The sequence below is a fragment of the Streptomyces ardesiacus genome (assembly GCF_003112575.1).
Taxonomy (GTDB): domain Bacteria; phylum Actinomycetota; class Actinomycetes; order Streptomycetales; family Streptomycetaceae; genus Streptomyces; species Streptomyces ardesiacus.
The window spans coordinates 109,758-129,056 of record NZ_BEWC01000009.1 but is presented as its reverse complement, the minus strand read 5'-3'; the positions used below and the strand labels follow the sequence as shown (position 1 = coordinate 129,056).

General features: G+C 73.3%; 16 protein-coding genes and 1 riboswitch. Of the genes, 5 read left to right on the top strand and 11 right to left on the bottom strand.

The genetic code is table 11. The features are described from left to right. Position 1: 1 nt before the first annotated feature. Complete coding sequence (locus Sdi02f_RS29285; protein WP_053637977.1) at positions 2-1,129, bottom strand: ferrochelatase; 1,128 nt, start codon at positions 1,127-1,129, stop codon at positions 2-4. Between the two features lie 172 nt (positions 1,130-1,301). Here Sdi02f_RS29285 and Sdi02f_RS29280 point away from each other — a divergent pair, with 172 nt between their 5' ends. Continuing rightward, positions 1,302-2,570 (top strand): MFS transporter, encoded by a 1,269-nt coding sequence (locus Sdi02f_RS29280; protein WP_108934312.1) that lies wholly within the window; start codon positions 1,302-1,304, stop codon positions 2,568-2,570. Then, positions 2,500-3,849: a D-arabinono-1,4-lactone oxidase gene (locus Sdi02f_RS29275; RefSeq protein WP_108934311.1), complete on the top strand. Its 1,350-nt coding sequence runs from the start codon at positions 2,500-2,502 to the stop codon at positions 3,847-3,849. Before Sdi02f_RS29280 ends, Sdi02f_RS29275 begins: the two co-directional genes overlap by 71 nt. Here Sdi02f_RS29275 and Sdi02f_RS29270 read toward each other — a convergent pair. Then, complete coding sequence (locus tag Sdi02f_RS29270; RefSeq protein WP_108934310.1) at positions 3,773-4,690, bottom strand: hypothetical protein; 918 nt, start codon at positions 4,688-4,690, stop codon at positions 3,773-3,775. The genes Sdi02f_RS29275 and Sdi02f_RS29270 overlap by 77 nt on opposite strands. A gap of 472 nt (positions 4,691-5,162) precedes the next feature. Here Sdi02f_RS29270 and sepH point away from each other — a divergent pair, with 472 nt between their 5' ends. Further along, entirely contained in the window at positions 5,163-6,221 is a 1,059-nt protein-coding gene (sepH, locus tag Sdi02f_RS29265) for a septation protein SepH (RefSeq protein ID WP_031184970.1), read from the top strand. 77 nt (positions 6,222-6,298) lie between these two features. Here the strand turns inward: sepH and Sdi02f_RS29260 are convergent, their stop codons facing one another. Next, positions 6,299-7,150, bottom strand: coding sequence for a sulfurtransferase (locus Sdi02f_RS29260; protein ID WP_108934309.1), 852 nt, complete (start codon positions 7,148-7,150; stop codon positions 6,299-6,301). A 250-nt stretch (positions 7,151-7,400) separates the two neighbouring features. Here Sdi02f_RS29260 and Sdi02f_RS29255 point away from each other — a divergent pair, with 250 nt between their 5' ends. Beyond that, positions 7,401-8,204: a VOC family protein gene (locus Sdi02f_RS29255; protein WP_108934308.1), complete on the top strand. Its 804-nt coding sequence runs from the start codon at positions 7,401-7,403 to the stop codon at positions 8,202-8,204. A 7-nt stretch (positions 8,205-8,211) separates the two neighbouring features. On the opposite strand, the gene Sdi02f_RS29250 is transcribed toward Sdi02f_RS29255, so the two are convergent. The 4 genes from Sdi02f_RS29250 to Sdi02f_RS29235 form a co-directional block, all read right to left on the bottom strand. After that, positions 8,212-8,862, bottom strand: a complete 651-nt coding sequence (locus Sdi02f_RS29250) for a thymidine kinase (RefSeq protein ID WP_030402576.1) — start codon at positions 8,860-8,862, stop codon at positions 8,212-8,214. 42 nt (positions 8,863-8,904) lie between these two features. After that, the gene (locus tag Sdi02f_RS29245) at positions 8,905-10,098 is read right to left on the bottom strand and encodes an alkaline phosphatase family protein (RefSeq protein WP_030402577.1); all 1,194 of its coding nucleotides are present in this window, start codon (positions 10,096-10,098) and stop codon (positions 8,905-8,907) included. Further along, complete coding sequence (locus Sdi02f_RS29240; RefSeq protein ID WP_030402578.1) at positions 10,098-10,694, bottom strand: DUF5998 family protein; 597 nt, start codon at positions 10,692-10,694, stop codon at positions 10,098-10,100. Before Sdi02f_RS29240 ends, Sdi02f_RS29245 begins: the two co-directional genes overlap by 1 nt. A 96-nt stretch (positions 10,695-10,790) precedes the next feature. Continuing rightward, the gene (locus tag Sdi02f_RS29235) at positions 10,791-13,610 is read right to left on the bottom strand and encodes a bifunctional acetate--CoA ligase family protein/GNAT family N-acetyltransferase (RefSeq protein ID WP_108934307.1); all 2,820 of its coding nucleotides are present in this window, start codon (positions 13,608-13,610) and stop codon (positions 10,791-10,793) included. Between the two features lie 203 nt (positions 13,611-13,813). Between Sdi02f_RS29235 and Sdi02f_RS29225 the strand changes: the two genes are divergently transcribed. Continuing rightward, positions 13,814-14,095 carry an HPr family phosphocarrier protein gene (locus Sdi02f_RS29225; protein WP_007445064.1) on the top strand — a complete coding sequence of 94 codons (282 nt, stop codon included), beginning with the start codon at positions 13,814-13,816 and terminating at the stop codon, positions 14,093-14,095. Between the two features lie 181 nt (positions 14,096-14,276). Here the strand turns inward: Sdi02f_RS29225 and Sdi02f_RS29220 are convergent, their stop codons facing one another. The 4 genes from Sdi02f_RS29220 to Sdi02f_RS29205 form a co-directional block, all read right to left on the bottom strand. Next, positions 14,277-14,972: a GntR family transcriptional regulator gene (locus Sdi02f_RS29220; protein ID WP_031082117.1), complete on the bottom strand. Its 696-nt coding sequence runs from the start codon at positions 14,970-14,972 to the stop codon at positions 14,277-14,279. 143 nt (positions 14,973-15,115) lie between these two features. Continuing rightward, on the bottom strand, positions 15,116-15,880 hold the full coding sequence (locus Sdi02f_RS29215; protein ID WP_030402581.1) for a M23 family metallopeptidase: 765 nt from the start codon (positions 15,878-15,880) through the stop codon (positions 15,116-15,118). 12 nt (positions 15,881-15,892) lie between these two features. Next, positions 15,893-16,055, bottom strand: a riboswitch (cyclic di-AMP (ydaO/yuaA leader). A gap of 191 nt (positions 16,056-16,246) precedes the next feature. After that, positions 16,247-17,635, bottom strand: a complete 1,389-nt coding sequence (locus Sdi02f_RS29210; protein ID WP_031082120.1) for a M16 family metallopeptidase — start codon at positions 17,633-17,635, stop codon at positions 16,247-16,249. After that, a complete protein-coding gene (locus tag Sdi02f_RS29205; RefSeq protein ID WP_030402583.1) occupies positions 17,632-19,020 on the bottom strand; it encodes a M16 family metallopeptidase in 1,389 nt (462 codons plus the stop codon). The genes Sdi02f_RS29210 and Sdi02f_RS29205 overlap by 4 nt, the downstream gene beginning before the upstream one ends. Between the last annotated feature and the right edge of the window lie 279 nt (positions 19,021-19,299).

Sequence of the window (19,299 nt, the reverse complement as noted above, 5' to 3'; positions counted from 1 at the left end):
CTCACGCGTAGGGGCTGTCGGCGCCCGCGGCGGCGGGGCGGGGGGCACGGGCGGGGCAGCAGCCGACCGGGCACAGGTTGTGGCTCGCGCCGAGCGCGCCGAGGGCACACGGCGCGACCTCCTGTCCGCGCTCGTCGCCCGCACGCTCCAGGACCAGGTCGCGGACGGCCGCGGCGAACCGCGGGTCGGCGCCCACGGTGGCCGAGCGGCGCACCGGAAGCCCCAGCTCCTCGGCCTTGGCGGTGGCCTCCGTGTCGAGGTCGTACAGGACCTCCATGTGGTCGGAGACGAACCCGATGGGGGCCATGACCACGGCGGGGACACCGGCCGCGTGCCGCTCCTCCAGGTGGTCGCAGATGTCGGGCTCCAGCCACGGGATGTGCGGCGCGCCCGAGCGCGACTGGTACACGAGCTGCCAGGGGTGGTCGACGCCGGTGCGCTCGCGCACCGCGTCCGCGATCAGCTCCGCCACGTCCAGGTGCTGGCGCACGTACGCCCCGCCGTCGCCGTGCTCCTCGACGGGGCCGGAGGTGTCGGCGGCCGAGTTGGGGATCGAGTGGGTGCAGAACGCGATGTGCGCGCCGTCCCGGACCTCCTCGGGCAGTTCGGCGAGGGAGCGGACGACCCCGTCGACCATGGGCTCGACGAAGCCGGGGTGGTTGAAGTAGTGCCGGAGCTTGTCGATCCTCGGCAGCTCCAGGCCCTCCGCCTCCAGGGTGGCGAGCGCCTCCGCCAGGTTCTCGCGGTACTGGCGGCAGCCCGAGTACGACGCGTAGGCGCTGGTGGCGAGGACCAGGATGCGCCGGCGGCCGTCGCGGACCATCTCGCGCAGCGTGTCGGTCAGGTACGGCGCCCAGTTGCGGTTGCCCCAGTAGACCGGCAGGTCCAGGCCGTGCTCGGCGAAGTCCTTGCGCAGGGCGTCCAGCAGGGCGCGGTTCTGGGCGTTGATGGGGCTGACCCCGCCGAAGAGGAAGTAGTGCTGTCCGACTTCCTTGAGGCGTTCCTTGGGGATGCCGCGTCCCCGGGTCACGTTCTCCAGGAACGGGACCACGTCGTCCGGGCCCTCCGGGCCGCCGAACGAGAGCAGGAGCAGGGCGTCGTAGGGGCTGGCATCGAGCACGTCTGGCATGTCTCGATCCTGCCACCCGGCACTGACAGCGGGGAAACGGTGGGGCACCGACCGTGCGTTTCACCAGGTCCGAGGGGGTGTTTCCAGCCGCGACGACGAGTAAGCTGTATCGACTGCGATCGCACCTTACCCAGTCGCCACCACGCCGTCGCCGAGCCGTCCGGAGACCTCGTTGGCCAGTCCCTACCGTGCCCTGTTCGCCGCCCCCGGCACCAGGGCCTTCTCCGCCGCGGGCTTCCTCGGCCGGATGCCGCTGTCGATGATGGGCATCGGCGTGGTGACGATGATCTCCCAGCTCACGGGGCGGTACGGACTGGCCGGGGCCCTGTCGGCGACCGTCGCGCTGGCCGCCGCCGTGGCGGGACCGCAGGTCTCCCGGCTGGTGGACCGGTACGGGCAGCGCCGGGTGCTGCGCCCGGCGACCCTGGTGTCGCTGACCGCGGCGGCACTGCTGCTGGTGGCCGCGCACTACGGATGGCCGGACTGGGTGCTGTTCGTGGCCTGTGTGGGCATCGGCTGCGTGCCGAGCCTCGGTGCGATGGTCCGGGCCCGCTGGGCTGCGCTGTACCGGGGCACGCCGCAACTGCACACCGCGTACTCCTTCGAGTCCGTGGTGGACGAGATCTGCTTCATCTTCGGCCCGATCATCTCCATCGGCCTGTCCACGGCCTGGTTCCCGGAGGCCGGGCCGCTGCTCGCCGCCTGCTTCCTGGCGACGGGCGTGTTCTGGCTGACCTCGCAGCGCGCCACCGAGCCCGAACCGCACCCGCGCGAGCACAAGGGCGGCGGCACGGCGCTGCGCTCCCGGGGCCTCCAGGTCCTGGTCGGCACCTTCGCGGCCACGGGGACGATCTTCGGGGCCATCGACGTGGTCACCGTGGCGTTCGCCGAGGAGGAGGGGCACAAGGCCGCCGCCAGCCTCGTCCTCGCCCTCTACGCGGCGGGTTCGTGCACGGCCGCGATGATTTTCGGGCTGCTGCGCTTCGCCGGGCCGCCGGAACGCCGCTGGCTTCTGGGCGTGTGTGCGATGGCCGTGAGTATGATCCCCCTCCTACTGGTCGGGAACCTGCCGTTTCTGGCCGTGGCGCTGTTCGTTGCGGGTCTGTCCATCGCTCCCACGATGATCACGACGATGTCCCTCATCGAAGAGCACGTACCACGCACGCAGCTCACCGAGGGCATGACCTGGGTGAGTACCGGACTCGCGGTCGGGGTCGCGCTCGGCTCCTCCGCGGGCGGCTGGGTGATCGACGCCTCCGGGGCGCGTGCCGGGTACGGGGTTCCGGCGGTGGCCGGTGCCGTCGCGGTCGCGGTCGGTTTCCTCGGGTACCGCCGGCTCAAGCGGCCGGAACCGCGTCGGGGAGGGACCGTTGAGCACCACACGCACGGTGAGCGGCAGGGCGAACGGACGGCCGAACGGCCGGAACGGCACGTGGCGTAACTGGGGCGGCAACATCTCGGCGCGCCCCGCGCGGGAGGTCGCTCCCGCCTCGGTCGACGAACTGGCCGACGCGGTGCGCGGCGCGGCCGAGGACGGGCTGCGGGTCAAGGCGGTCGGCACGGGACACTCGTTCACGTCGATAGCCGCGACGGACGGTCTGTTGATCCGCCCTCACCTGTTGACGGGCATCCGCAGTATTGACCGCGACGCCATGACGGTCACGGTCGAGGCCGGCACCCCGCTCAAGAGGCTCAACATGGCGCTCGCGCGGGAGGGCCTGTCGCTGACCAACATGGGCGACATCATGGAGCAGACCGTCTCCGGGGCCACCAGTACCGGCACCCACGGCACCGGCCGCGACTCCGCCTCGATCGCCGCCCAGATCCGGGCCCTGGAGCTGGTCACGGCGGACGGCTCGGTGCTGACCTGCTCCGAGGACGAGAACCCCGAGGTGTTCGCCGCCGCGCGGATCGGTCTCGGGGCGCTGGGCGTGGTCACGGCGATCACCTTCGCGGTGGAGCCGGTCTTCCTGCTCACGGCCCGCGAGGAGCCGATGCCCCTCGACCGGGTCCTGTCCGACTTCGACGCGCTCTGGTCGGAGAACGAGCACTTCGAGTTCTACTGGTTCCCGCACACCGGCAGCACCAACACCAAGCGCAACAACCGCAGTGCCGGTCCGGAGCAGCCCGTGGGCCGGTTCCAGGGCTGGCTGGACGACGAGTTCCTCTCCAACGGCGTCTTCCAGGCGGCCAACTGGGTCGGCCGCGCGGTGCCCGGCACCATCCCGGCGATCGCCCGGGTCTCCAGCAGGGCGCTCTCCGCGCGGACGTACACGGACACTCCCTACAAGGTCTTCACATCCCCGCGCCGGGTGCGGTTCGTGGAGATGGAGTACGCCGTTCCGCGCGAGGCCGTCGTCGAGACGCTGCGCGAGCTGAGGGCGATGGTCGACCGCTCACGGCTGCGGATCAGCTTCCCGGTCGAGGTGCGCACGGCCCCGGCCGACGACATCGCGCTGTCCACCGCCTCGGGCCGCGACAGCGCTTACATCGCCGTGCACATGTTCCGGGGCACGCCCTACCAGGCGTACTTCACCGCCGCCGAGCGCATCTTCACCGCGCACGAGGGCCGGCCTCACTGGGGGAAGATCCACACCCGGGACGCCGCGTACTTCTCCCGGGTGTATCCGCGCTTCGGCGAGTTCACGGCGCTGCGGGACCGTCTTGACCCGGACCGTCTGTTCCAGAACGACTACTTGCGCCGGGTGCTGGGGTCGTAGCCGAGGCTCCCGGGTCGGGGGCTCCGGTGTCACCGGTGCCGTCGTCGCCCGTGGCGTCCGGGGTGGGCGCCGGGCTCGTGGCCGTACCCCCGTCCTGCGTACCGCCGCCCTCGGCGGCGCCGCCGTCCGGACTCGCCGAGGGGGTGGACGCGGGGGCGTCGTTCCCGGACCCGGGGTCGGTGGGGCCGCCGGAGTTCCCCGGGTCCCGGCCGTCCTGCGTGTCTTGGGAGCCGCCGGAGCCGCCGGAGCCGCCGGACTCGCCCGAATCGCCCGAATCGGGCGCCGACTTGTTGTGCCCGGTGAAGGCGCTCCCCACAGTGGTGCTGCGGCCGCCGCTCAGGTTCTGGCCGGAGGCGACCTCGTACACGGTGATCCCGGCCATGGTGATCCCGAAGACGAGGGCCGCCGCGATCACCGGGCGCCGCCACCCCTTGGCCCTCGCGCGGTAGACGGTCCCCTCGGTGAAGCCGCCCGAGCCCGAGCCCGCGCCCGACCCCGGGCCGGAAACCGGAGACGGCCCCTGCGCCGAGGCGGGCACCGCGGCGGGAACGGAGGCGGTTCGCCCGCCGATCCGTACCGCGGCGACGGTGCGCTTCACCCGGATCTGCTCCCCGGTGCGCTTGAAGAAGTGCTGGAGCACCGAGCCCCCGCAGGTGGCGACGACGCTGATCAGACCGGCGCCGACGATCGTGCCGTAGACGCCGAAGGAGGAGGCGAGCTTGGCGGCCACCACCGCGGCCAGGGCGCTGCCCGCGACCTGGGGCACGCTCAGGTCGATCCGCCTGGACTCACCCTTGGAACTCACGTCCGCCTCACCTGCGCCATCGGACCTTTCACGCATCCTCGGACCTTGCCTTCCTTTCCGGCACGGGAGCGATCAACTGCACGACAAAGGGACGCGCGGCCGAAACCATTAGTTCCGTTTCTGGTGATTGCGTGAAGTACGCCACGTCCAAGATCGCGGAAATCGCGCCGGGGACGGCCGGACGGTCCCTCTTGCCAGAAGTTGGGCGGCGTGCCAATCCACGCACGTGGCCCGAATGGAGTACTGTTGCGAGCCCTGGAGCCGGTCTCCCGACAGGGTGTCCGGCACCTTGAAGGACCGCCGGGAGGGGGCTAGTTGCACAGGGTGACGGAGTTGGTCACTTAGCGTTGCGAACAGGTAACCGTGCCATAACGGCGATCCAGGGCCCGTGCCCGACACGCCGGGCAACTCGGCAAGGTTGTGGCAGGCTGCACCCGGGCAGGCCACACTCGACAGAGCGGAAGCAGCGACGCACGTGACGTCGGCAGGCACCACCCGGGAGGTCCCCATGCCCGAACTGCGTGTCGTGGCCGTCTCGAATGACGGCACACGGCTGGTGCTGAAGGCTGCGGACAGCACGGAGTACACGCTTCCGATCGACGAGCGGCTCCGGGCCGCCGTTCGCGGCGACCGTCCCCGCCTCGGCCAGATCGAGATCGAGGTGGAGAGCCATCTCCGCCCCCGCGACATCCAGGCGCGTATACGAGCCGGCGCGACCGCGGAAGAGGTCGCGCAGATGGCCGGCATCCCCGTCGACCGGGTACGGCGCTTCGAGGGCCCCGTGCTGGCCGAGCGCGCCTTCATGGCGGAGCGGGCCCGCAAGACGCCCGTCCGTCGCCCCGGTGAGAACTCCGGTCCGCCCCTCGGTGAGGCCGTCCAGGAGCGGCTGCTGCTGCGCGGCGCCGACAAGGACACCGTGCAGTGGGACTCCTGGCGCCGCGACGACGGCACCTGGGAGGTCCTGCTGGTCTACCTGGTCGCGGGCGAACCCCACTCGGCGAGCTGGACGTACGACCCGCCCAGACGGCTCGTCCAGGCCGTCGACTCGGAGGCACGCGCGCTGATCGGCGAGTCCGACGACCTCGCCGCGCCCGAGCCCAGCTTCCCGTTCGTGCCGCGCATCGCCCGGCTGCCGCGCGACCGGCCGCTGGACCGCACCCTCGACCGGGAGCAGCGGGAGCGTCCGAGCCTGCCCCCGCCGCCGTCCGAACCGGCCGAGGACACCGCCGCCACCGCCTCGGGCGAACGCGAACGCGACTCGCTCACCAGCCTGTTGGAGGCCGTACCGAGCTTCCGCGGCGACCTGGTGGTGCCCGAGCGCGCTCCGGAACCGGTGGAGGAGCCCGTCGAGGAGCCCGAGGTGGAGGAGCCCCCCGCGCCCGCGGCGTCGGCCGGTTCCGCCTACGCGGACGTGCTCATGCCGCGCTCGGTGGCCAGCCACCGCGACCGTCTCACCGGTTCCACCGACCGCCAGGCCGAGGCCGACGGCGTCCGGCCGGGCCGCCGCGCGGCGGTGCCGAGCTGGGACGAGATCGTGTTCGGCACGCGGCGCAAGAAGCAGGAGTAACCGGCTCCGCCGAGGCGGGCCGAAGAGGCCAGGGGCAGCGCCCGTGCGGGTGCGGCCCCCGGCCTCTGCCGTGTGCCCTACTGCGGCTCCGGTCCCACCGCGACGGGCCGGTCGGGGTCCGACGACCACTCCGACCACGAACCCACGTACAGCGCCGCCGGAATGCCCGCCACCGCCAGGGCGAGCACCTCGTGGGCGCCCGACACGCCCGAACCGCAGTACACGCCGACCGCGCCGTCCTCCGTGGCGCCCAGGGACGTGAACCGCGCCCGGAGTTCCTCGGCCGGCAGGAAGCGTCCGTCGGCTGCCACGTTGGCGGTCGTGGGCGCGGACACGGCGCCGGGGATGTGGCCGCCGACCCGGTCGATCGGCTCGACCTCGCCGCGGTAGCGCTCCCCCGCGCGGGCGTCGAACAGCACGCCCGACCGCGCCAGCGCGGCCGCCCGGTCCGCGTCCAGCAGTCCCGCGGCGCCCGGCGCCGGCGTGAAGTCGCCCTCCGCCGGCGTCGGGACCTCCGTCGACAGCGGCGCCTCCCAGGCCGTCAACCCGCCGTCCAGGACTCGCACGTTCCGGTGGCCTGTCCAGCTCAGCAGCCACCAGGCACGGGCCGCCGCCCACCCCTGCCCACCGTCGTAGACGACGACCTGGCGGCCCTGCGACACGCCCGCGCGGCGCATCGCCGCGCCGAACTCCGCCATGTCGGGCAGCGGGTGCCTGCCGTTCGCGCCGGGCGCGGAGGCGAGTTCCCTGTCCAGGTCCACGTAGACCGCACCGGGCAGGTGCCCGGCCTCGTACTCGGCCCGGCCGTCGAACGGCGGGGCACCGGCCGCCTTCGCGGTGCTCAACTGCCAGCGGACGTCCAGGAGGACGGGCGGGTGGGCGCCCGCCAGCTCGTCGACCAGTTCGGATGCGGAGATGATGGCGTTCATGGCCCCATCCTGACGTACCGAGTGGCCGAGGCGTCGATGTCGGGCTACTCTGCCCGCCGGACAGTACCGATCACGAGGCGTACGGGTTCGGCCACATGCTGTACTGCCCGGGCAGGCGGGCTGCCTCACGAGCGCGACCCCATCCCAAGCGCCGCACCGGATCCGGTACCGGCTTCGGGGCGCAAGCCGCGCAGGCCCGTCGGAGCGGAAGCGGACGCACGGCCCCAGGAGGGCCGAGAAGAGGGTGACGATGACCGACGCACGGGGATCGGACAGCCGGATCGGCGAGACGAACGCCCGGCGCACGCCCGGCACGCCCTGCTGGGTGAGTCTGATGGTGCACGGACCGGCCGCCGCCCACGACTTCTACCGGGCCCTGTTCGGCTGGGAGTTCCGGCCGGGCCCCCAGCAACTGGGCCCGTACGCGCGGGCACTGCTCGACGGGCGCGAGGTGGCCGGCATCGGACAGCTCCCCCCGGACCGGCACCTTCCCACCGCCTGGACGCCGTACTTCGCCTCGGACGACGTCAACGGGACCGCCGGAACGGTGGGCCGGTGCGGCGGCACGGTCGGTGTCGGCCCCCTGGACGCGGGCGAGGCGGGCCGCATGGCACTCGGTTCCGACCCCGCGGGTGCCGTCTTCGGCGTCTGGCAGGCGGCCGCGCACCTGGGCACGGCCGTCGCCGGGGTCCCCGGCACGCCGGCGTGGAACGAGCTGCTGACGTACGAGTCGACGAGCGTCGCCAAGTTCTACGCGTCGGTGTTCGGCTTCGAGCCGGTCCCGGAGACCTCCACCGGCCGCGACTACGTCACCCTGCGTCTCGACGGCCGGCCCGTCGCCGGCATCCGCGGCGTCGGGGACGCCCTGCCGCGCGACCGGGGTCCGCACTGGATGACGTACTTCGAGGTGGCCGACACGGAGGCGTCGGTGGAACTGCTCACCGGCCTGGGCGGACACGTCCTCGCACCGCCCCGGGACACCCCGCGCGGCCGGACGGTGGCGGTGGCGGATCCGGAGGGGGCGCGGTTCACGCTGCTGCGCCGCCCCCGCTGAGAGCGCGTCAGCCGGGGGAGACGGGCAGCACGTCGGGCGACAGCGCCGCCGCCCTCGCGGTGGCGCTCGTCATCCGCCGGCGGTGATGGCGGCGGCACAGCACCTCGTAGCCGATCTCGTCCGGGGACTGGGCGACGTCACCGACGACCACCTGGGCGCCCTCGACGACCATGACGCCGCCCACGGTCCGGGCGTTGTGCGTGGCACGGGCGCCGCACCAGCACAGGGCCTCGACCTGGAGCACCTCGACCCGGTCGGCGAGTTCGACCAGGCGCTGGGAGCCGGGGAAGAGCTTGGAGCGGAAGTCGGTGGTGATGCCGAAGGCGTACACGTCGACGTCGAGGTCGTCGACCACGCGGGCGAGCTGGTCGATCTGGTCCGGCGCGAGGAACTGCGCCTCGTCCGCGATGACGTAGTCCACGCGCCCGCCCTGCGAGAGGTGGTCGACGACGTGGGCGTACAGGTCCTGGCCGTCGCCGACCTCGACCGCGTCGGTGACGAGGCCGAGGCGGGAGGAGAGCTTGCCCTCGCCCGCGCGGTCGTCGCGGGTGAAGATCATGCCGGCCAGTCCGCGCGCCGAGCGGTTGTGCTCGATCTGGAGAGCCAGTGTCGACTTCCCGCAGTCCATCGTTCCGGAGAAGAACACCAGCTCGGGCATGAGGGGTTGGGCACCTTTCGGCAAGGGGGAGGCTTGCGGGGGTCAGGAGCGTACTTCGAGCAGCGGGACGAGCTGCTCGGCGGGGGTCATCGAACCGTGGTTGCCGACCATCGCCGATTCCTTGGGCTCGCGCTCGGAGGCGATGAGCAGGACGTCGTCGCGTGCGGCGGCGACCACGTCGCCGATGCGGGCGTACACCCGGTCGTCGATGCGGGGGCCGAACCAGCCGGCCGCGATCGCCTCGTCCCGCGAGGCCACCCAGAACTGCTCGCCGAGCACCTCGCGCCAGCAGGTCAGCACGTCGCTGTGGGCACCGGGCACGGCGTAGACGTGGCGGGCGCGGCCCTCGCCGCCGAGGAGGGCGACGCCCGCCTTCAGCTCCCAGTCCTCGTCGAAGTCGATGCGGTGCTCCTCGTCGAATGGCACGTCGACCATGCCGTGGTCCGCGGTGACGTACAGGGCGCTGCGCGGCGGCAGTTGCTCGGCGAGGCGCTGGGCGAGCCGGTCGACGTGACCGAGCTGGCCGCGCCAGGTGTCGGAGTCGACGCCGAAGCGGTGGCCGGCGCCGTCGACCTCGGAGTAGTACGTGTAGACGAGGGCGCGGTCGGCGCGGGCCAGTTGCTCGGCGGCGCAGTCCATCCGGTCCTCGCCCGACAGGCGTCCGTGGAACTCGCCGCCGCTCAGCGCGACCTTGGTCAGCGGGGTGTGGGCGAAGGTGGGCGAGGAGACCTGGGCGGCGTGGACGCCCGCCTCGTGGGCGAGGCCGAAGACGGTGGGGTACGGCTGCCAGGGGCCCGGCTCGGTCCAGGGCTGCCAGCGCAGCTGGTTCATCAGCGCGCCGGTGGCGGGGTCGCGCACCGTGTAGCCCGGCAGGCCGTGGGCGCCCGGCGGGAGTCCGGTGCCGACGGAGGCGAGGGAGGTCGCGGTGGTGGCGGGGTACCCGGCGGTGATCGGGCGCCCGGTGCCGCCGCGCGAGCTGCCCAGGAGGGAGCTGAGGAAGGGGGCGTCGTCCGGGTGGGCGCGCAGTTGCTCCCAGCCGAGGCCGTCGATCAGGAAGACGCAGGTGCGGTCGGCGGGGGTCAGCTCGGCGATCCCCGCGGTCATGCCGGGGACGCCCAGCCCGGCGGCCAGGGTGGGCAGGAGGTCGGCGAGGGAACCCGTGCCGTACTGGGGGACGGGCGCGGAGTCGACCGGGAGCGGTTCCGGGTGGGTGTCCCAGGCGGTGTGCTGCACCATCAGCGGGCGGAGTCCGCGGTCGCCTCGGAGAGGGCCTGGGCGAAGGCGAGCGCCTGGCGCACCGTCTCGGGCCCGTCCCCCGCCTCGCTGACGCGCAGGCTGAGGTCGTCGGCGGTCGAGCTGCCCGTGTAGCCGTGGTCGGCCTCGCAGTTGGGGTCGCCGCAGGCGGCGGGCTCCAGGTCGAGGCGGGAGACGGCGCCCCAGCCGATGGTCAGCACGATCTCACGGGGCAGCGTGCCCGGCTTGTACTGCTCCGGGTTGGCGACGACGCGGCTGACGACGATGGACGAGATCCGGCCGAGCTTGACGGACTCCGTGGAGGTCGTGGCGTACGGCGTCGGGGAGGTGTCGTCGGCGGCCTGCTCGTCGGTGTGGCTGACGATGAAGCGGTTGCCGGTGAGGACCAGCACGGTCACGTGCCGCCGCACCTCGTTCTGGTCGAACGTCGTCTCCTGGTGGACCAGGTACGACCGCACGGGCTCGCCGCCCACGGCGGCCTCCACCGCCTCGGCCACGAGGGCCGGGTAGTAGCCGCTGCGCTCGATCGCCGCTCGCAGCCCCTGGGTCGTCGTACTGGTCTTGGCCATGCGGTCCATCCTACGGGGACCCACTGACTGCGAGGGACGCTCCTGCGCCACCCGTCCCGGGCCGTATCCGGGGTGGGCACCGGCCGCGTCCCGGAGCGTCGCGGCTCAGTAGGCGGGCAGCGTCCGCGGGCCCAGGTCGTCGCGGGCGGGAGGGGGCGCGAGGCGGACGGAGGCGCCGAGGACGCTCAGGCCGTGCGGGGCGACCACGACCGGTTCCAGGGTGACCGCGACGACCTCCGGGTGGTCGTCGACCAGCCGGGAGACCCGCAGCAGCAGCTCCTCCAGCGCGGCGGCGTCGACGGGCGCCGAGCCGCGCCAGCCGAAGAGCAGGGGTGCCGTGCGGACCGAGCGGATGAGCGCGGTGGCGTCCCGGTCGGTGACCGGGATCAGCCGGTGCGCCATGTCGCCGAGCAGTTGCGTGGCGGCACCGGCGAGGCCGAAGGAGAGCACCGCGCCGGCCGCCGGGTCGATGACCGCCCGTACGACCGTGTCCACGCCGCGCGGGGCCATGCCCTGCACCACCGGACGCAGTTCCGCGGGCTGCCCGAACAGCTCGGTCAGCTCGGCGTAGGCCCGTCGCAGCTGCTCCTCGTCCGCGAGGTCGAGGCGCACCCCGCCCAGGTCGGCGCGGTGGCGCAGGTGGGGGGCGGTGGCCTTGAGGGCGACCGGGTAGCCGAGGGTCCGCGCGGCGGACGCGGCGTCTTCGGGGGTGGGGGCGGGCAGGGCTCGGTGGACGTGGATGCCGTAGGTGCCGAGCAGCTCGCAGGTCTCCCGCGTGCCGAGCGTGAGCCCCTGCCCGCGCGCGAGGTGGTCCGCGATCTGCTCGGCGGCGCCCTTCTCGTCGATGTCCTCGTACTCGGGCACCTTGCCGGGGTCGGCGGCCTCGCGCCGCCACCGGGCGTAGGCGACGGCCTCGCCGAGGGCGCGGACGGCGCGTTCGGCGGCGGGGTAGGCGGGGATCAGGTGGGTCCCCGCCGGGGCCCGGACGGCGGGCGGCTGCTGGGCCGGAGCGGCGGGTCCGGCGTCCCCGGCGCGCTCCGGGCCGGCCTGGGGCGCGGTGCTCGCCGCCGCGGACAGGGCCTCCGCGAGGCCGCCGAGCTCCACGTGGACCACGAGGACCGGCTTGGTGGGGACCGCGGCCGCCGCCGAGCGCAGCGCCTCCGCCAGCGCGGCGTCCCCGGCCGCCCCCTCCCCCACCGTCGGGATGGCGGTCACCACGACCGCGTCGCACGTGTCGTCGGCCAGGGCCCGGGACAGGGCCGCGTGGAAGTCGTCGGCCGAGGCGGCCGTGGTCAGGTCCAGCGGGGGCTGCGGGCGCAGCCCCTCGGAGAGGCAGGCGTCGTAGGTGAGCAGTCCCAGCGACTCGGAGTTGCCCAGGATGGCCACCCTCGGGCCGGTGGGCAGTGGCTGGCGGGCCAGCAGCAGTCCCGCGTCGACCAGGTCGGTGATGGTGTCGACCCGGATCACGCCGGCCTGCCGCAGCAGCGCGGAGACCGTCGCGTGCGGCAGCCGTGTCGCCCGTACGGCGTGCCCCTGGGGCGCCACGCCGCCGTGCCGGGCGCCCTGCACCACGACCAGGGGCTTGGCCGCCGCGGTGCGCCTGGCCAGGCGGGTGAACTTGCGCGGGTTGCCGATGGACTCCAGGTACATGAGGGCGACGTCGGTCTCCGGGTCGTCGTACCAGTACTGGAGGACGTCGTTGCCGGAGACGTCGGCGCGGTTGCCGGACGAGACGAAGGTGGAGACGCCGGTGTGGCCGGTGACGCCGCCGCCACGCCGGTGCAGGCGGGAGAGCAGGGCGATGCCGATGGCGCCGGACTGGGCGAACAGGCCGATCCGGCCGGGGCGCGGCATCTCGGGGGCGAGGGAGGCGTTGAGCCGCACGTCGGGGGAGGTGTTGATGATCCCGAACGCGTTGGGCCCGATGACCCGCATGCCGTACGAACGCGCCTGGCGCACGAGGGCGCGCTGGCGTTCGCGTCCCTCGGGGCCGCTGTCGGCGTAACCGGCGGTGATCACCACGAGTCCCTGCACGCCGTGCTCGCCGCACTCGGCGACGACGTCGGGGACGTGCGCGGCCGGCACGGTGACGACGGCGAGGTCCACGGAGCCGTCGATGTCGCGCACGGAGCGGCAGGCCGGTACCCCGTCCAGTTCCTTCAGGTCCTCGGGGAAGGCCCTGTTCACGGCGTACAGGCGGCCGGTGTAACCGGCGTCCCGGATGTTGCCGAGGATGCTGCGGCCGACGCCCCCCGGGGTGCGGCCGGTGCCGACGACGGCGACCGAGCCCGGCTGCAGCAGCCGCTGGACGGAACGGGCCTCCGCGCGGTGCTCGCGCGCGTACTGCACGGCGAGGGAGCGGTCGGTGGGTTCGAGACCGAACTCCAGGCGGACCACGCCGTCCTCGAAGCTCCGCTTCTGGGTGTACCCGGCGTCCATGAAGACTTTGATCATCTTGGTGTTGGCGGGCAGCACCTCGGCGGCGAAGCGGCGGATGCCGCGCTCGCGGGCCACGGCGGCGATGTGCTCCAGGAGCGCGGAGGCGACGCCGCGTCCCTGGTGGGCGTCCTGGACGAGGAAGGCGACCTCGGCCTCGTCGGCCGGGGCGGCGGCGGGTGTTCCGCCGGGGCCGATCCGGTCGTAGCGTACGGTGGCGATGAACTCGCCGCCGATGGTGGCCGCGAGTCCCACCCGGTCCACAAAGTCGTGGTGCGTGAAGCGGTGGACGTCCTTGGCGGACAGGCGAGGGTACGGCGCGAAGAAGCGGTAGTACTTCGACTCGTCGGAGACCTGCTCGTAGAAGCTGACCAGGCGCTCGGCGTCATCAACGGTGATGGGGCGGATGCGCGCGGTGCCGCCGTCGCGCAGCACCACGTCGGCTTCCCAGTGGGCGGGGTACTCGTGCCGGTCCGACGAGGTCTGCATGGGCCCCAGACTACGGCTCGCGTACGACAACGGCGCGGGGCAGTCTGTGGGCAACGGGGAACCGGACCGAGGCCGCGGTCCGGGCTCAGGACGGGACGGCGCACGCGGTCGTCCCGGCCTCGCTTCACGATGTGGGAAACTGGTCTAGACAAGACTGGTCTAGACAACCTCAACCGCTCTGAACACCTGAAGGGCAGCATCACATGGCTGAGCGCCGCGTCAACGTCGGCTGGGCCGAGGGTCTCCACGCCCGCCCCGCCTCCATCTTCGTCCGAGCCGCCACGGCCACAGGCGTCCCGGTGACGATCGCCAAGGCCGACGGGTCCCCCGTCAACGCGGCCTCCATGCTGGCCGTCCTCGGCCTCGGCGCCCAGGGCGGCGAGGAGATCGTCCTCGCCTCCGACGCCGAGGGTGCCGAGGCCGCCCTGGACCGGCTGGCGAAGCTGGTCGCCGAGGGGCTCGAGGAGCTTCCCGAGACCGTCTGAGCGTGACGGACAGCAGTACCGAAAGGCCCGCCGGGACCACCGGGCGGGCCTTTCTCCTCTTTCCCCTCTTTCCCCTTTCGGCCCGCACGCCCACCCATTCCGTTCGCGGACCGTTCATTGCCCGCACGGGCGGCGGAAATCGCCGACCGTGAATTCCCCGCCCTTTTCTACGGCTCTCGCGTTACCGTTGCGGACCCGCCGTGTTGACGGGACGTTGCGCATTCCTCACACGCTCCGTCCGCCCGCCGCCGGGGCCGAACCGCAGCCGGTACGCCGCCGCCGACCGCTCGACGTGCAGGGCCATGAGCGCCCGTGCGCGGTCGCCGTCGCCCCGGGCCACCGCGTCGGTGATCGCGCCGTACTCCGCCCAGTACTCCACCGGTCCGGCCGGGGCCTCGACGACGTACATCCAGGCGATCTTGCGGCGGAGCTGGGTCAGCAGGGCGGTCAGGGAGGGGCTGCCGGCCGCCCGGGCGAGGGTCTCGTGGAACCAGCCTCCCAGCGGGCGCAGGTCCTCGCCGGTACCCTGCCTGGCCCGCTCCTGTCCCAGCCGTACCAGGCCGCGCAGCACCTTGAGGTGGGCCTCGGTGCGCCGCCGGGCGGCCCGTGAGGCGCCGAGCGGCTCCAGGAGCGTGCGGGTCTCCAGCAGGTCGGCGGCCTCCTGCTCGGTGGGCTCCGCGACGCACGCGCCCGCGTGCCGCCGGGTCACCACGAAGCCCTCGGCCTCCAGTGTGCGCAGGGCCTCGCGAACGGGGACTCGGGAGACGCCGTAGCGGCGGGCGAGGATCTCCTCGGTGAGCCGGCTCCCGCGGCCGTGGACACCGGCGACGATGTCGTCCCGGATCGCGGTGCACACCGAATGCGCCGGAATGCGCATGACCGACCTCCCCTTGACCCCCGTGAAAACGTCGACGATCGACGCGTGTTGAGCGACCTCGGGCCATCCAGGCGCTATTAAATGCGAAAAGCCCCGGCTCGGGAAGCCGGGGCTTTTTCGACACCGCTGTCGGACGTCTCGTGTCAGACGTGCACGCCGTGGGAGCGGAGATAGGCGACGGGGTCCATGTCCGAGCCGTACTCGGGGCCGGTACGGGCCTCGAAGTGCAGGTGCGGTCCGGTGACGTTGCCGGTGGCGCCGGAGAGGCCGATCTGCTGGCCGGGCTCGACCGACTGGCCGACCGAGACGCCGATGGAGGACAGGTGCCCGTACTGCGTGTACGTACCGTCGTGCATCTTGATCACGACCTGGTTGCCGTACGCCCCGCCCCAGCCGGCCTCCACCACGGTGCCGACGCCGACCGCGTGCACGGACGTGCCGCCGGCGGCGTGGAAGTCGATGCCGGTGTGGCTGCCCGAGGACCACAGGGAGCTGCCGGCCCGGTACGCGGTGGAGACGTAGGAGGCGGTGATCGGCGCGACGAAGGTGTTGAGGCGCTTGCGTTCCGCCTCCCGCGCGGCGCGCTCCTTGGCCTCGCGCGCCTCCTTGGCCGCCTCGGCCGCCCGCTCGCGGGCCGCTTCCCGGGCCGCCTCACGGGCGGCGGCGTCCGCGGCCGCCTGCTTCTGGGCGACGGCCTGGGCGTCGACCTCGTCGGCTATGGAGTCGCCGATGGTGACGACCGGGGTGAGTCCGCTCTGCTCCACCTCGGGTTCGGCGGCGAGCGCCGGAGCGGCGAGGGTGCCGACGACGCCGGTGGTGGCGAGGGCCGCGACTCCCGCCGCGCGGGCGGTGGTGCGGTGCACCCGGCCGGTACGGCGGTGCTTCCCGGTGGCGCGCGTGAACGCCATGTAGAGGCTTGTCCTTTCCTTCCCTCTCGCCTACCGGGTTAGCTGACGGGTTCGGAGGTGGAAGGTCTCCTACGGACCCCCTCGCTGCGCGCGGGCGTCCGATTCACCCCAGGGACTGCGGTGGGTCCCCGGCTCCCCTGGCTCGCGCCGTACGGGGACTCGGCGATGACTGTCCGGTGCCGCGGGTGCGGCGCACTGCCTGACGAACAGCCCGGACGACGCTAAACGCGGCCGCGTTCCATCCTCAAACGCAACAGGCTTTTTGTAGCGCACGCCACAGGGCAGACAGGCAACCACTCCCCCAATCCGGACAAACGGCGGCCCTGGTGACACTCCGGTCACCAGGGCCGCCGCGCGAGCGGGCCGCTACTCGGCCGCCACCACGGTGACTTCACCGATGCCGAGGGCCTCGACGGGCTCCTTGATCTGCGCCGCGTCGCCGACGAGGACCGTCACGAGGCGGTCCACCGGGAAGGCGTTCACGACCGCCGCCGTGGCCTCCACGGTGCCCGTGGCGGCCAGTTGGCGGTAGAGCGTGGCCTGGAAGTCGTCGGGCAGGTGCTGCTCGACCTGGTCGGCGAGCGTGTCCGCCACGGCTGCCGCCGTCTCGTACTTGAGCGGAGCCACGCCCACCAGGTTCTGCACGGCCACGTCGCGCTCGGCGTCGGTGAGCCCCTCCGCGGCGAGCTTGCGCAGCACGGTCCACAGGTCCTCCAGGGCGGGACCGGTGTTGGGGGTGTCTACGGAGCCGCTGATGGCGAGCATCGCGGCGCCCGTGCCGTCCGGCGCGGACCGCAGGACCTGGCCGAACGCCCGGACGCCGTAGGTGTAGCCCTTCTCCTCGCGCAGGACGCGGTCCAGGCGCGAGGTGAGGGTGCCGCCGAGGCAGTAGGTGCCGAGCACCTGCGCGGGCCAGACGCGGTCGTGCCGGTCGGCGCCGGTGCGGCCGATCAGCAACTGCGTCTGGACGGCGCCGGGACGGTCGACGATGACGACCCGGCCCCGGTCGTCGGCGGTCACCGGGGGCACGGGGCGGGGCTCGGCGGCCGCACCGGTCCAGGCACCCAGGGTCTCGCCGAGCAGCGCGTCCAGGTCGACGCCGGTGAGGTCGCCGACGACCACGGCGGTGGCCGTGGCGGGGCGGACGTGCCGCTCGTAGAAGGCGCGTACGGCGGCCGAGTCGACGGCCGCGACTGTCTCCTCGGTGCCCTGGCGCGGGCGGGACATGCGCGAGTCGGCCGGGAACAGCTCCTTGGAGAGTTCCTTCGCGGCACGGCGGGAGGGGTTGGCCAGCTCGTGCGGGATCTCGTCGAGCCGGTTGCGCACCAGCCGTTCGACCTCGCCGTCGGCGAAGGCGGGCGCCCTGAGGGCGTCGGCGAGCAGGCCGAGGGCCTTGGCGAGGCGCGAGACGGGCACCTCCAGGCTCAGCCGGACACCGGGGTGGTCGGCGTGTGCGTCCAGGGTGGCGCCGCAGCGCTCCAGCTCGGCGGCGAACTCCTCGGCGGAGTGCTTGTCGGTGCCCTCGGAGAAGGCGCGCGCCATGATGGTGGCGACGCCGTCGAGACCGGCCGGCTCGGCGTCCAGGGGAGCGTCCAGGAGCACCTCGACGGCGACGACCTGCTGGCCGGGGCGGTGGCAGCGCAGCACAGTGAGGCCGTTGCCCAGGCTGCCCCGCTCGGGGGCGGGGAACGCCCAGGGCTTGGGCTCGCCGGCCTGCGGCTGTGCGTGGAAGTCCATGGTGGCGAGCTCGGTCACTTGGCCGCCTCCTCGTTCTCGTCGGTGGCGTCGGTCACCGAGACGGTGACGGTGGTCTCGTCGGCGTCGGTCTCGTCGGCCGGTGCGGTCGGTTCGTAGACGAGCACCGCGCGGTTGTCGGGGCGCAGGCGGGCCTTGGCGACCTCCTGGACCTCCTCCGCGGTCACCTCCAGCACCCGCTGCACGGCCGTCAGGGCGAGCTGGGGGTCGCCGAACAGGACGGCGTACCGGCACAGTTCGTCGGCGCGGCCGGCGACGGTGCCCAGGCGGTCCAGCCACTCGCGCTCCAGCTGGGCCTGGGCGCGCTCCATCTCCTCGGCCGTGGGCCCCTCTTCGGCGAAGCGGGCCAGTTCCTCGTCGACGGCGCTCTCGATGACCGGCACCTCGACGTCGCCGGAGGTCTTCACGTCCAGCCACCCCAGGGAGGGCGCCCCGGCGAGCCGCAGCAGGCCGAACCCGGCGGCGACGGCCGTGCGGTCGCGGCGTACGAGCCGGTTGTAGAGGCGGGACGACTCACCGCCGCCCAGGACGGTGAGGGCCAGGTCGGCCGCGTCGCACGCGCGCGTGCCGTCCTCCGGCAGGCGGTAGGCCGCCATCAGGGCGCGGGCGGGGACCTCCTCCTCGACGACCTCGCGGACCTGCTCCCCCATGACGTCGGGCAGCGAGCCGTCCCGGGGAGGCTGCTTGCCGTCGTGCGAGGGGATGGAGCCGAAGTACTTCTCGATCCAGGCGAGGGTCTGCTCGGGGTCGATGTCGCCGACGACCGACAGCACCGCGTTGTTCGGCGCGTAGTAGGTGCGGAAGAACGCGCGCGCGTCGTCCAGGGTGGCCGCGTCCAGGTCGGCCATCGAGCCGATCGGCGTGTGGTGGTAGGGGTGGCCCTCCGGATAGGCGAGGGCGGTCAGCTTCTCGAAGGCCGTGCCGTAGGGGACGTTGTCGTAGCGCTGGCGGCGTTCGTTCTTGACGACGTCGCGCTGGTTCTCCATGGACTCCTCGTCCAGGGCGGCCAGCAGGGAGCCCATGCGGTCGGCCTCCAGCCAGAGGGCGAGCTCCAACTGGTGGGCGGGCATGGTCTCGAAGTAGTTGGTCCGCTCGAAGCTGGTGGTGCCGTTGAGCGAGCCGCCGGCGCCCTGCACCAGCTCGAAGTGGCCGTTGCCCTTGACCTGGGCGGAGCCCTGGAACATGAGGTGCTCGAAAAGGTGAGCCAGGCCGGTGCGCCCCTTGACCTCGTGGCGCGAGCCGACGTCGTACCAGAGGCACACCGCCGCGACCGGGGTCAGGTGGTCCTCGGAGAGCACCACGCGCAGGCCGTTGGCCAGGCGGTGCTCGGTCGCTGTCAGGCCGCCGGAGCCTGCCTGGGCTGTGGCCGTGTGACCCATGGGCATGTACGTCCCTTCGATCGCGGAATTCTTGGTGGATCCACCGGGTGGGGCACTCGGTGAACCACGTGGTGAATCATTGGGCGGAACTGCGGAATTCCACCGATCCTGCCACTGTATGCAAGCGTGCGGGCCACCGGTGGAGTTCCCGGGCCGCGTACGCCGAGAGCGAGCAGGCGGCCGGCGGCCCGCCGGGGACGGCGGCCGGGCACGAGGGCGTACCCTGCGGGCAGCGCCGGGCCGGGCAGCCCGTGACGGGTCCTGGTCGGTCGCTGTCAGTGCCGC